The sequence below is a fragment of the Puia sp. genome (genome assembly GCF_036500295.1).
GTDB lineage: Bacteria > Bacteroidota > Bacteroidia > Chitinophagales > Chitinophagaceae > Puia.
In genome coordinates, this window is record NZ_DASYCH010000062.1 from 141,136 (window position 1) to 153,778 (window position 12,643).

General features: G+C 56.4%; 9 protein-coding genes and 2 riboswitches. Of the genes, 4 read left to right on the forward strand and 5 right to left on the reverse strand.

The window, feature by feature from the left end; genetic code table 11:
- Positions 1–1,959, reverse strand: a complete 1,959-nt coding sequence (locus VGM48_RS12790; RefSeq protein ID WP_331579656.1) for a TonB-dependent receptor plug domain-containing protein — start codon at positions 1,957–1,959, stop codon at positions 1–3.
- A 107-nt stretch (positions 1,960–2,066) separates the two neighbouring features.
- Positions 2,067–2,289: riboswitch (cobalamin riboswitch) on the reverse strand.
- Positions 2,290–2,345: 56 nt separating this feature from the next.
- Between VGM48_RS12790 and VGM48_RS12795 the strand changes: the two genes are divergently transcribed.
- The gene (locus tag VGM48_RS12795) at positions 2,346–3,278 is read left to right on the forward strand and encodes a polysaccharide deacetylase family protein (RefSeq protein ID WP_331579658.1); all 933 of its coding nucleotides are present in this window, start codon (positions 2,346–2,348) and stop codon (positions 3,276–3,278) included.
- Here VGM48_RS12795 and VGM48_RS12800 read toward each other — a convergent pair.
- The 3 genes from VGM48_RS12800 to VGM48_RS12810 are packed head-to-tail and all read right to left on the reverse strand — an operon-like array spanning position 3,246 to position 6,558.
- Positions 3,246–4,337 carry an ABC transporter ATP-binding protein gene (locus VGM48_RS12800; protein WP_331579660.1) on the reverse strand — a complete coding sequence of 364 codons (1,092 nt, stop codon included), beginning with the start codon at positions 4,335–4,337 and terminating at the stop codon, positions 3,246–3,248. The genes VGM48_RS12795 and VGM48_RS12800 overlap by 33 nt on opposite strands.
- Positions 4,337–5,374, reverse strand: a complete 1,038-nt coding sequence (locus VGM48_RS12805; protein WP_331579662.1) for an iron ABC transporter permease — start codon at positions 5,372–5,374, stop codon at positions 4,337–4,339. Before VGM48_RS12805 ends, VGM48_RS12800 begins: the two co-directional genes overlap by 1 nt.
- Complete coding sequence (locus tag VGM48_RS12810) at positions 5,371–6,558, reverse strand: ABC transporter substrate-binding protein (protein ID WP_331579664.1); 1,188 nt, start codon at positions 6,556–6,558, stop codon at positions 5,371–5,373. Before VGM48_RS12810 ends, VGM48_RS12805 begins: the two co-directional genes overlap by 4 nt.
- Positions 6,559–6,608: 50 nt before the next feature.
- A riboswitch (cobalamin riboswitch) is annotated at positions 6,609–6,803 on the reverse strand.
- 173 nt (positions 6,804–6,976) lie between these two features.
- On the opposite strand from VGM48_RS12810, the gene VGM48_RS12815 reads away from it, so the two are divergent.
- On the forward strand, positions 6,977–7,750 hold the full coding sequence (locus VGM48_RS12815; protein WP_331579666.1) for an FkbM family methyltransferase: 774 nt from the start codon (positions 6,977–6,979) through the stop codon (positions 7,748–7,750).
- On the opposite strand, the gene VGM48_RS12820 is transcribed toward VGM48_RS12815, so the two are convergent.
- Positions 7,747–9,852, reverse strand: coding sequence for a TonB-dependent receptor (locus VGM48_RS12820; RefSeq protein ID WP_331579668.1), 2,106 nt, complete (start codon positions 9,850–9,852; stop codon positions 7,747–7,749). The genes VGM48_RS12815 and VGM48_RS12820 overlap by 4 nt on opposite strands.
- A gap of 131 nt (positions 9,853–9,983) precedes the next feature.
- On the opposite strand from VGM48_RS12820, the gene VGM48_RS12825 reads away from it, so the two are divergent.
- Both VGM48_RS12825 and VGM48_RS12830 read left to right on the forward strand, forming a co-directional pair.
- The gene (locus VGM48_RS12825) at positions 9,984–11,321 is read left to right on the forward strand and encodes an APC family permease (protein ID WP_331579670.1); all 1,338 of its coding nucleotides are present in this window, start codon (positions 9,984–9,986) and stop codon (positions 11,319–11,321) included.
- A gap of 113 nt (positions 11,322–11,434) precedes the next feature.
- Positions 11,435–12,598 (forward strand): aminotransferase class I/II-fold pyridoxal phosphate-dependent enzyme, encoded by a 1,164-nt coding sequence (locus VGM48_RS12830; protein WP_331579672.1) that lies wholly within the window; start codon positions 11,435–11,437, stop codon positions 12,596–12,598.
- Positions 12,599–12,643 lie beyond the last annotated feature (45 nt).

Sequence of the window (12,643 nt, forward strand, 5' to 3'; positions counted from 1 at the left end):
TTATAAATGTACGCTGATTCCCGCCATGAAATTGAATCCAAAGCTGGTATAGCCGGGGATATCGAAATAACGCTGATCGGTGATGTTCTTGAAGTCCGCGAACAGCTTCAACATCTTCCCGAACCGGTATTCGGCATATCCATTCAGGGTGTAATAGGCAAAGCCGTCGGCCATCCCGCGTGCCCCGCCATAGATATCGTCGATCCGCTGACCCACGGTCCGCAGGGCCAGGCTGAGGAAGAGCCCCTTCGTCGCCTGCACTCCGACGGAGGCATTTACGAGATTCTTTGGCCGCTGGTACAAATTGTTAAAGGTTGTGTCCTTGGCGCCGTTGCCGGTTGTCGTCACCGTGCCGGCGGTGTAGGTGTAGTTACCTGTAAAAGACCAGATCCCGTATTTATAAGCAGCCTCCACTTCGAAGCCATGGGCATCCTCTTTGTCGAGATTCTCATATCCGCTACCCGAAAAGATGATCTCATCCCTGGAATGCCGGCGGAAATAAAGCGCCCGCAGGTTCAGGCCCGATTGGTTGTACTGGATACCGCCTTCTCCGCTGATCGTCCGCTCCGGCTTGAGGCCATCGGGGTTCCGGTAAGGCGAGTACAGCTGGTAGAGGGTCGGCGCTGAAAAGCCCGAGGACAGATCGGCAAAAAGCTTCAGGCGATCGTTGAGGACAAAAGAAGGGTTCACCGAATAGGTGAAGACCTTCCCGTACCGGTTAAAGCTGTTGTACCGGCCGCCGAGATCGAGGTTGAACCCGCCAAGATTCTTCAACAGCACCGAAGCATAGGCGGCAAACTGGCGGACCCGCGAGCTGTCACTGCTGAGTGAATCCTTATAACTGAAGACCTGTCCCGGATTATAAAAATCCTCGCTGACCCCAAAGTCGGTCTCGTTGATCCGCTGGTTGCGGTAGTCGACGCCTGCCAGGATATCGACATGTTTGGAGACGGTGATGTTGCTGTACAGATCGGCATAGTGTGAACGACCCGTGAAATCCGAGGTGCTGTAAGACCCGCCCTGCAGGATCGCCATCGAAGAGTCATCCAGGTAATGGCGGCTGACGGTGTTGTAGTTATAGTTGAAATGCAGCATGGCTGCTCCCAGCGCATAGTCGCCACCGATACCCGCCTGGGTGTTCTTGTTCCAGGAAGTGTACTTCCGGTCGTCGGTATAGGAGCCTCCGTCGAGATCGGTGGAATAACGGCTATACTGGAAGTTGGCGCGGAGCCCGAACCGGTCGGTTACCCGCTGACTGATATTGGCCATCACGAGGTTCTCGTTGAACCCGTCATGATCGAAGTTGCCTTTGCCGGTCGTGTCATAGGCAGTGGAGACCCCATCGCTGCGCAGGTGGGTATACTGAACATTATAGGCCGTGCCGCCGACCCTTCCGTCGATGCCGGCCGACCCCCTAAACGTGCCGAAGCTGCCCGCGGAAAGATTGGCCGAGGCGTTGAAGGGCTTGCCATCGCCTTTCTTTGTGATGATGTTGATGACACCTGCCACTGCATCGCTGCCATAAAGAGTGGACTGGCTGCCTTTCAGGATCTCGATGCGTTCCACCTCATCGGTATTGATCAGGTTGAGATCGAAGTTGGTGCTGGTCCCCGACGGGTCATAGGCCGGGATGCCATCGATCAGGATCAGGGTCTTGCCGGCCCCGGCGCCCTGAATGTAGACGCTTTGGACCGAACCCAGGTTGTTCTGGGCGCCCGCAACCACTACGCCGGCCTGGGTATTGAGCACTTCCGTCAGTTGTTTACCGCCGCTTTTTTCCAGCTGTTCGCGGGTGATGATGTCGAGTACCTTCCCGGTAAGCGCTTGCTTCACCGGGTATTTGGTGGCTGTTATGACCACCTGGTCCAGCTGTTTGCCGGTGGTGTCCGAAAAATTCTGGGCAAATACTGTCTGGCTGCCTGCCAGCAGTGTCAAAAAGAAAAAATGTTTCTTGCTCATTGCAGTTTTTTTGTCCGGCCGAAGGGGGATGATGCGAAGGGAATAGAAATAGACAGGGCCGTCACATAGCGCCATCAATCCCGCTTTTCACCCGAAAGCCATGAATGTTGTTTAATCGATCACTGGCAGGTCTTCTGGCTTATGTCCTCACCGGCTTACCTTCCCATCCGTGGGCCCACGGACAGTGGTATGAAGTGTTGCCGGGTGATTTTCCGCGCCGGCCGACGCCGGGAGCGGAAAGACATTTACAGCTACGGGGATAGCGCCGGATTTGCACCGGTCTTCCCTTTTAATGACGCAGGAGCGTCAACCAAGATCGGCGGCGAAAGTACGCCTTTTTCGGATGCCGGTGCGACACGGTACAAAAATTGCTGCTTAACTCGCTTATGAGAATAGACCACTTTTATGAATATTGGCCGATCATCGACCGGCCCGATATCGAGTGGCCGGGTGGCAAGCGACTGGCGGTTTATATTGGGCTGAATATCGAGCACTATGAATCCGGAAAACCCTCGGTCGGTATCCTTGAGAAGTCGCCGGGACGGGATCCCGATCCCCTCAATGAAGGCTGGCGGGACTATGGCAACCGGGTGGGGGTATGGCGGATCATGGAGTTGTTCGACCGCTTTGGTATCCGGCCCAGTGTGCTGCTCAACTCGGATGTCTGTAAGTATTACCCGCGGATCATCGAAGAGGGCAACCGCCGCAATTGGTCTTGGGTAGCACATGGCAGGAATAATTCCATGTTTGCCGGGAACAAACCGCCCCAGTTGAAGCTGGATGAGGAGCGCAACTATCTCCATGATGTTCTCTCGACGATCCAGCTGGCGACCGGCAAGGCCTGCAAAGGCTGGCTCGGACCGATGGGATTGAGCGAGACCTATGACACGGTGGATCTGCTGGCCGACGAAGGCGTGACCTATGTGCTGGATTGGATCAATGATGACCAGCCTTACCCGCTAAAAACTTTTCACGGGGAGATCATCTCGGTCCCCTATTCGCTGGAAATAAATGATTTACCGTTGTTTCTGCAACGGGGGCTCTCGGGCCCAGAGTTTGGCCAGATGATCATGGATCAGTTCGATGTCCTTCACCGGGATTCGAGTGGTATCGCCCGGGTCATGGCCATCGGCATCCATCCCTTCATCGTGGGTCAGCCCCACCGGTTCAAATATTTCGAACAGGCGATGGCCCATATCGCCCGGCAAAAAGATGTCTGGTTTACCACGAGTGATGAGATTGCTGCGTGGTATATGTTGAATTATTACCACACTCATGTCCAAAAATTACGGGAAGTGGAAATCCTTCAGGGCTTCTAACAATCCCGCGACGGAGTCGGATTGCCGGCTCCCGGCGGCGGTTTGGAGAATCCAGACAGGCCTGCCCTGCTGTTCGAGGATGGTAATGCGCGCACTCGCCGCGGCCGCGGGGACATCCGGAGCACTCGCTGTCCCGGTCATGGCGTTACTCCGATCTCCCGACATATCCGTGGCCATCCCGGCTTCCTGTACGGTAAACCCTTCGCGCTGCAGTGCCCGCCGGGTCCAGAAGGCAACCATTCCGCTGCTGGCGAGTTGAATGGAACGGTCTCCGTCGCGATGGATGCGAAATACGCCGGTGGACCTGTCGAAGCTCACGTCTTCCTTTTCAAATGCCGCCTCGAATATGCCATCGAGGACGAGGTCTTCGGGAGTACCTTTGTGCATCGGCGCCGCGGACTGGAGCAGCCAGACCTCGTCGGCCACCTGTAAGGCCAGGTCCAGTTCGTGGGTCGACAGGATGATGCCTTTGTTCATCTCCCGTGTCAGCTGGTGCAACAGCCGCATCAGCCTGATCCGGCTGGGGAGATCGAGATGCGCCGTCGGTTCGTCGAGCATCAATATGGGGGTATCCTGGGCCAACGCCCGGGCCAGCATCACCTTTTGACTTTCGCCGTCGCTCAGTGTGTGCACTTTTCTATCGACGAGGGCTGCGATATCTGCCGCGTCGATGGCCTGCCGGATGATGGCTTTATCCGTTTCCGTGAGGATGCCGAGCCAACCCGACCAGGGATACCGGCCCAGGGCGACGAGCGACCAGACATTCAGGTTACTGCCGCCGACGCGATCGGTCAATACCAGGCTGATCTGACGGGCGAGCCCGGCGGAGGAAAGTCCCGATCTTCCCGCGATCTCCACGCCGCCACTCAGGGCGGGCTGGAGGCCGGCAAGGGTCTTCAGCAACGTCGACTTGCCGGAACCGTTAGGTCCGAGCAGGCAGATGAGTCGTCCTGCCTTTACCGTCAGTTCGGGCAGCTGCGTCGAGACGAGGGTCTTCTTTCCCCCGCTGTGATACCCCGTCTGCAGGCTCCTGGTGATAAGCAGCGGTGCGGTATTCATCAGTAGACTTTTAGATTCTTTGTACGAAGGAGCAGATAGATGACCACCGGTGCACCCACCAGCGAGGTGATGATATTTATGGGCAACACGGTCTGATTGCCCGGCCACTGGGCGATGCTGTCGCAGAGCAGGAGCAGGATGGTGCCGATGAGGCAACTGGCGGGCATCAGGATGCGGTGACTGGCTGTGTTGAAGGCGCCGCGGGCCAGGTGCGGAACGGCGATGCCGAGAAATCCGATGGGGCCGCAGAAAGCGGTGATGCTGCCCACCAACAGGCTTGTACTGCAGACGATGATGAACCGGGCGCGTTCCACTGTCAGGCCCATGCTTCGTGCATAGTTTTCGCCCAGGAGCAGGGCATCCAGTCGCTTCGAGGAGAAAAAGGCCATGATCAGTCCGGTGAGGATCATGCCGGTGAAGATCGGCAGCTGACTGCCCGTCACGCCGCCCAACGAGCCGAAGGCCCAAAGCAGGTATTCCTTCACTTCTTCGGGATTGCTGAAATATTGCCAGATGCTGGTGATGGCGATGGTGATGCTGCTGATCATCAGCCCGATGATCAGCATCGTGACATTATCGCGTACCCGGCCCGAGAGCATCAGCACAAAGAACATCGCGAGGGCGGCCCCGGCGCAGGCTGCGCATGTGACCAGCCAGCTGCCGCCCACGCCTAATTCTTTTATCGCATAAAGTGTGGCTGTGCCGCCGCCGGCCAGCATGACGGCGGCTACCCCCAGGCTTGCACCGGCTGTGATGCCGAGAACGCCGGGGTCGGCCAGCGGGTTACGAAACATCGTCTGCATCTGCAGTCCGCCCACCGAGAGCCCACAACCTGCCAGCACTGCGGTACAGGCCTTTGGCACCCGGATCTTGTCGATGATATACCGCCAGGTCTCGTCCCCGGTGGAGGAGGAGAAAAGGATATGAAAGACCTCCCGCAAAGGGATGCGCACCGCGCCTGCCGAAAGATCCAGCAGGAGGGCCAGCAGCAACAAGAGAAAGAGGCCGACAAAACGTCCTTTCAGCGCGATACTCATTTCAGCTGTTTATAGTAGTACAACGTATCCTGCGGCAGGGCATCGGGGTGCAGGATACGGATGAGATCGGCCAGCACCCGCTGGGGATTCGCCGCACCCGACTCCCAATAATCATTGGACCCGATATCATTTACCCGCCGGTTGAAATTATAGACGGCGCCGGTCTTAAAGGAATGGAAGTCCGCAAACCGGCTATCTTTCTCCGCGATCTCTTTGCGGCTGTCCACATAACCGACGTTGAACCAGAAATCGGCCTTCAGGGCGATGGGAATGACGGCTTCCACATTCAGGGCGAGGCTGCCGATCCCTTTGGTGGCCGACCAGCTATAGTCGGCGCCGGCATCCCGGAGGAATTGCGCCATATAGCTTTCGCCCGCCGGCGTATACCAAACGCCTTTCCAGGGCATCGCGATAATGACCGAGGGTTTTTTCTTTGCGGCGCTGCCGATCGCGGCCAACGCAAGATAAGTCCTTTCCACGCTGTCAAACTTTTTCCCGATCTCTGCTTCCCTGTCGATCAGCGCAGCGAACAGCTTTGCCCATTCGGCGCGGCCAAGCGGTGTCGTTTCCAGCCACTCAGCGTCGGGTAGGACAGGGATGCCGGCATCGGTCAAGGTCTTATACTGGCCATAGGCGGCATCGGGATTGGTCGAGGTGATGACCACCCCCGGATGCATGGCAATCACCAGTTCGTTATTGGTATTCCCGTCGATGCCTACCTGTTTGATCCTGCCCGTGCGGATGTGTTCGCGGACGATGGGGGCATTGACATATTGAAAGTTGCCGAGTCCCGTGATCCTGTCGGCTGCGCCGGCGAAATCCGCCAACCCGATATGGATCGAAGAAAGCACGGTCATCGACCGGACAGGAGTGTGGATCACCGGGATCCCCGGGCGACCGGCGGGCGGGGTCTGGCCTTCGTCCACCAGCAGGTAGCGCAGGGTATCGATCCGGCCCGCGGCCCGGTTCAGGATGCTGACTTCGCGGTAGCCATTGCGGTTGTCGATCCGGAAGCCATGTGCATATTTCAACACGGTATGACCGGCGGCGGGCCGGTCGATATTGGTGGAATTCGAATCCGTGGCGTGGCCGGCCGGTTGCTGTGACTGGCCACAGCCGAAGGCAAACAGGGTTACCAATAGGGAAAAACGAAGGAGGCCGGGGCTTCCGGGGTTTCTGGACATAGCGTCTTTTGCTTTTTTGAGGTGTCCAGCCTGCCTTTTACCCGAAAGCCGGCTGATGGATGATCCTGGCAGGTCTTCTGGCTTGTGCCGGGCCCGTATACCTTCCCATTCCGGTTTGGCGGAATAGTGGTTAGAAGTTGGACGGGACCCCAGACTGGCACTTACAGCTACGGGTATAGCGCCGGTTTCTCACCGGTCTTCCCTTTCAAGCCGCCAACGGCGGCACCAGGATCGTGGTAAAACTAATGCATTCTGCGCGAAAAATGGCGGCGGTCCGTCAAAAACGGACACGGAAACGCCGCCGGCGGCCCGTGTTGGTTCTCAGCTATTGATCTGCTGCTACCTATCTGACTGTTTTACGGCCCGCGAAGCGGGCCGTATTTTTTTGTAGCTTGCGGGCCAGCTTTGATCGAATAACATGAGTATCCGAAAAATTTTGTTGACGTCGCTTGGTGAAAAAAGATACCTGTCCCTTTTGTCCAACAGCTTCCAGCTTTTATATCCCACGGGAATGCTGGGCAAGGACTACCAGGATATCTACTTTCTTAAAAAATTCATCCGGAGCGGGGATTGGTGTATCGATATCGGCGCCCATCTGGGCTATTTTACGATGGAGCTCAGCCGGCTTGTCAAACCCGGGGGGAAGGTGTTTGCCGTGGAGCCGATGAGCAAGTTCAACAGCGTGCTGGGCAAGCTGCTGGCCTCACACAAGGCGCAGAATGTCACCTTATATCCTGTTGCCCTGGGCGGAGACGGTGAATTCGTCGAAATGGGTATCCCCGAGGTGGGTCAGAAAAAGCGTTTTGCTTATGCCCGGGTGATGGAATCCAGCCCGCAGCTGCAATATGTCGAATCGGAGAAAGTAAAGAACTGGCAGGGAGACCAGCTGTTCAAAGACATAACGAGACTCGACTTCGTCAAGTGCGATGTCGAGGGGCTGGAGTTCAAGGTCATGTCCTCGATGATCGGGACGATCCGGAAGTATCAGCCGATCCTGTTGTGCGAATTCTTCGACCGGGACGAACGCATCCGGTTGTTCGAATTGTTACAGTCGATGGGATATCAACTCTTCAAGCTTGAAGGCGGGAAATGGCGGGCGATCGACGTTTATGCGGAAGGTGGTGTCATCTCTCAAAACAATTACTTTATTCCCCCCGCCCGGCGCGAGCAATTTCGTTCGCTGTTTGCTTAAAGCGCGTAATTGACGGAGATGCCTGCAAAATAATTCCTGCCCGGCGCGACATTATAATAACGGCCGGCGGCCGCGTTGAAATCATTTCCCAGGCTATACTTTGTATTTCCGGCATTGTCGACGGCCGTATAGACATCGAACTTCAGCTTTCCCAATACCCGCCGGTAGCCCAGGCGGCCTCCCAGCAAGCTATATGATCCGGCAAAGGCCGTATTGGCATCGTTTAGTGCGACCCGGGTGGAATACGTATAGGTCATATTGAGGTATAGGCCTGCCCGCAGCGCCATATCCAGTCCCGTTACTACCAGCTGCGGCGGCACGCTGGGCAGGCGGTGGCCGGAGAAGCTGGACGTATCCTGGATGAAACTGCTGTAGTGGAAGTCATGCCAGGTGTCGCTGACAAAGACCCGCAGATCGGAAACAAACGCTTTCGGCTGATCGATGACCCGGTAAGAAAGAAAGGTCTCGAGCCCGTGCTGATCGGTACTGCCGGCGTTGACGGAATACATCACGCCGCTGGAATCGATCCGCTGAACGATGGCATTGCGGATATGGAAGGAAAACGCATCGATGTCGAAGAAAAGCCTTCCGTTGAGGAGGCTGCCGCGGGCGCCGAGTTCGTAGTCGATGCCGTCCTCGGGTTGAAGCGGGGGGCCTACGACGCCATTGCTTTTTTCTATCTCGGAAACGGTCGGTGTGGAAAAGCCGCGGGAGGCGCTTGCATAGACGGAAATGTCGGGAGTGATCCGCTTCAACAGGGCGATACGCGGTGCAAACTTGTTATCAAAGCGAACCGGAACCATCACCGGAGGTATCGAGGAGACGCGGGTGATATCGAGGGCCGACTTGTTGAAACTTCCGCCCAGGGTGAGTGTCCAGCCGTCCTGCATCCGAAGATCGGCCTGGGCGAAGGTGAACCAGGTCCAGTTGTTGAGTTTATCATCGGTTTGCAGTGCACCTTCGACGCCCAGCTTGTTGAGGTAGTCCCGGGTCTCGAAAAATCCTTTCTGTGCTTCGGCGCCGAAGTTGACCTGCAGATTACCGATACCCAGTTCACTCTTATACTGAAAGGCCGTCCTGCCGCCGAAATGCGGTTCCTGCCGGTATTCATAGACCCGGATGCCGGGGTTTGTGAAATCGGTGTAGGCGCCATAGACCGAACTCGTATTCTGCCAGTGGGCATTGAAATGATATTCGTTGCTGATGCCGGCCGTAAAATTCTTTTGGAAGATGGCGGCCTGCGCCTGGATCGCTCCGGGCTGGGTGCCGACGGGCGGCCGGGCCATCCTTGCGTTGGAGTCGTACTCGGCCTGGTTTAGCCCACCCGGCGTCTGATAGTAGAGGTCGCCATAGAGCATGTATGCATGGATCGTTTGTTTTTCGCTGGTCTTTATCTGTGTCTCCCAGGTGGCGATGTCGCGGCGCATCCGGGTCTGCTGGCGGTAGCCGTCGCTGGTCTGATGCGAATAGGCGAAGTGATTGCGATGGTCGTTGTCACCGGTTCGCAAGTCGACATTAAAGCTATTTGTCGCAAGGTGCTTTGTGTCGTAGGCATAATTGCCGGCCGTATAGTCCGCGCTGACCCCTTTTTCCCAAACCGCCGGCATCCCGCTGATGAGTACGGCGCCGCCGATGCCTGCGCCGTAGAGACTGCCGGCGGTTCCTTTAATGATCTCGAGAGACTGGATATTATAAAATCCCAGTTGATTGAGGTAGGTGTTGCCGCCGGGATCGGTGAGCGGGATCTCGTTCCAGTAGATCTTTATATCTCTGACCCCAAAGGGCGAGCGCAGACTGCTGCCGCGGATATTGAGGCGGTAGCTGCCGGGTGAACGTTCTTCCATACGGACGCCCGGGGCCATGTTCAGGGCCGGGAGGATGCTGCCGTTGCCAAAGCGGTTGAGAGCGGCTTTGTTGATGATGTTCACCGGTGCGCCTACTTCGGTCAATTTGCGGTTCTGTTCATATGCTTTTACGACAACCTCGGAAAGCGGCCGCGTATCGGATGAATCGGTCAAAAAGGAAGATGCAGGAAGATGCTGCGCTGACAGGGACAGGAAGCAGGAGGAAAGGATAAGCAGCAGGACGTAGTTTTTTTTCATCCGATAGGAATGTCAAAAATGGACCACAGGTCCATTGGCCGAAGGCCAGTTAATAATGATTTTACCAGGAGGGCTTATTTTTCCGGAAAAGCCCTCCGGCAAAACAAATTTAGGCTATCTTCAAATGGTTTATGAGTAAAAAGCAGCTGAATCTCTTCGATCTGAGCATGATCGTTGTCAGTTTGGTGATCGGCATGGGCATCTTTCGTACCCCCGCTGTGGCGGCGGAACGGGCCGGAACATCTTCGGTTTTCTTCCTGGCCTGGGGGATCGGCGGCGTTGTCGCCTTGTGCGGGGCGTTGACCTATGCGGAGATCGGTTCCCGTTATCCGGTTACCGGAGGTTACTATAAGATCTTTTCCCTTGGCTATCATCCTTCGCTGGCGTTTTCTATCAACTGTATCGAGTTGGTCTCCAACGCGGGTTCCATTGCCGCGGTGGGGGTTGTGGGTGCAGAATACATCGGGCATTTCTTTTATTCCGGGGAAGTGCCGCCGCTCTTCCGGGGTGGGGTGACGGCAGCGGCGGTCCTTGTTTTCTATGTCGTCAATCTGCTTGGGCTGAAGATGAGCAGCCGGGTGCAGAACGTGTTGACCATGATCAAGCTGCTGATGATCCTGACGCTGCTTGCGTCGCTGTTCGGATCGCATCCGATCCCGGCCCCGGCAAAGATGGCGGCGGCTCCCGATCCTTCGACAGGATTCTTCAAATTGCTGGGCTATGCCCTTGTTGCCGTCTCCTTTAGTTATGGCGGCTATCAGCAGACCATCAATTTCGGCGGCGAGGTGCAGCGGCCGGGCCGGACGATCCCCCGCGGTATCGGGATCGGCATCTTCATTATCATCACGGTCTATCTATCGCTCAACTTTGTCTATGTAAAGGTGATCGGATTCGAGAACCTGCGCGGGGCGGATTCCATTGCCGCACAGCTGATGCTGCATCTCTTCGGGCCGGTAGGCGATACGATCCTGCGCTGTCTGATGTTTCTTTCCGTCCTGGCCTATGTCAATGTTTCGGTGATGAGCAACCCGCGGGTGATGTATGCCATGAGTACCGAGGGCATCCTTCCTGCCGTTTTCCGGAAGACGACCCCGAAGCATGGGGTCATTCTCTGGAGCCTCACCGCATTTTCGGCGACCATCATCCTCAGTCTGGTGTTCACCACGGCCGTGGAGAAAATGATCAACTATACGATCTTCCTCGACAGTATCGCCTTTGTTTTTTCTTCGGGTACCATTTTTATTCTGCGGCGCCGGCGCATGGGGGAGGACCGGGAAATTTACCGCATGAAAGGGTATCCATGGATTCCGATTTTCTTCATGCTGGCCTACAGCTGTGTGACGGTCAGCATTGCCGTCAATGATCCCGGCGCTGCGGGATATTGCCTCCTGATCTTTCTTGGATTTTTCATTTTATATTTCATTCTGAAGTCGACCCTGCGGCCCGTGGCGCCGGCTTCCGAGCAATAGTATATGGACATTTCGTATATCATCAATGAACTGGGCGAGGACAGGGACAGGGGACGCCGGAGGCGTACCGGCCGAAGGCCAGACATAAGACAATTCCGGATCAAATTTGCAACATGGATATCTCTTATATAATAAACGAATTAGGCGAGGACAGGGAATTTTACTTCAATGCGGTCGCTCCGCCCATCATTCAGACCAGCAATTTCAAGGTCGACAAGGTCGACGAGCTGAGGGCGCTTTTCGAGGACGAATACAGCGGCTATCTGTACAGTCGCGGGATCAACCCGACCGTGGATATCCTGCGGAAGAAGCTGGCGGCGCTGGACGGGGCTGAGGACAGTCTTGTCTTTAACAGCGGTGCTTCGGCGATCTTTGCCGGGGTGCTTGCCAATGTAAAGGCCGGCGATCATATCGTATCGGTAGAAAAACCCTATACCTGGGCCCAGCGGATGTTCGACGTGATCCTTCCGCGGTTTGGGGTAACGACCACCTATATCGACGGCACCCAGATCGAAAACTTCGAACGGGCCATCCTCCCCAATACAGCGCTCATCTATCTTGAGTCGCCCAACTCCTGGGATTACAAGCTGCAGGATCTGAAGGCGGTGGCCGAATTGGCCCGGAGCGAAGGGATCGTGACGATCATCGATAACAGCTACTGTACGCCGCTGTACCAGCGGCCGATCACGCTGGGGATCGATCTGGCGATGCAAACCGCGACAAAATATATTGGCGGCCACAGCGATACGGTGGGCGGGGTGCTTTCCGGCTCTTCGGCGATGATCAAAAAGATCTTCGCCAGTGAATTCTCCAATACCGGCAGCGGGATCATGCCCTTTAACGCCTGGCTGCTGATCCGGGGACTGCGGACCCTGCCGGCCCGGCTGGACAGGATCACCCAGACGACGCGGAAGGTCGCCGCCTGGCTGAAGTCGCATCCCCGGGTGGAGGCCATCCTTTTTCCTTTTGACGAGTCATTCCCGCAATTCCAACTGGCGCGGCAGCAGATGCAGGGGGCGTGTGGCCTGTTGAGCTTCTATGTCCGGGCCCGTTCCCGGGATGAAATTGTAACTTTTTGCGAGTCCCTGAAACATATATTTATGGCGGTCAGCTGGGGTGGGCACGAGTCCCTGATCCTGCCCAAATGCGCATCGCTGACGGCCGCGCAATTCGATCCCGCGGTGAGGGAGCACCGGATGCTCCGGCTTTATACCGGGCTGGAAGAGGCGGATTATCTGATCCGCGATCTGGAACAGGCCTTCCTCACGGCGTGGTAGCGTTTATACCCCAGGCCGGGCCGGGCGTATAAACCGGATTCCCAT

Coding starts and splice junctions, on each gene's coding strand:
- VGM48_RS12815 (WP_331579666.1), top strand. CDS start 6,977: ATGAGTATCCGAAAAATTTTGTTGACGTCGCTTGGTGAAAAAAGATAC.
- VGM48_RS12790 (WP_331579656.1), bottom strand. CDS start 1,959: ATGAGCAAGAAACATTTTTTCTTTTTGACACTGCTGGCAGGCAGCCAG.
- VGM48_RS12825 (WP_331579670.1), top strand. CDS start 9,984: ATGAGTAAAAAGCAGCTGAATCTCTTCGATCTGAGCATGATCGTTGTC.
- VGM48_RS12830 (WP_331579672.1), top strand. CDS start 11,435: ATGGATATCTCTTATATAATAAACGAATTAGGCGAGGACAGGGAATTT.
- VGM48_RS12810 (WP_331579664.1), bottom strand. CDS start 6,558: ATGTCCAGAAACCCCGGAAGCCCCGGCCTCCTTCGTTTTTCCCTATTG.
- VGM48_RS12795 (WP_331579658.1), top strand. CDS start 2,346: ATGAGAATAGACCACTTTTATGAATATTGGCCGATCATCGACCGGCCC.
- VGM48_RS12800 (WP_331579660.1), bottom strand. CDS start 4,337: ATGAATACCGCACCGCTGCTTATCACCAGGAGCCTGCAGACGGGGTAT.
- VGM48_RS12820 (WP_331579668.1), bottom strand. CDS start 9,852: ATGAAAAAAAACTACGTCCTGCTGCTTATCCTTTCCTCCTGCTTCCTG.
- VGM48_RS12805 (WP_331579662.1), bottom strand. CDS start 5,374: ATGAGTATCGCGCTGAAAGGACGTTTTGTCGGCCTCTTTCTCTTGTTG.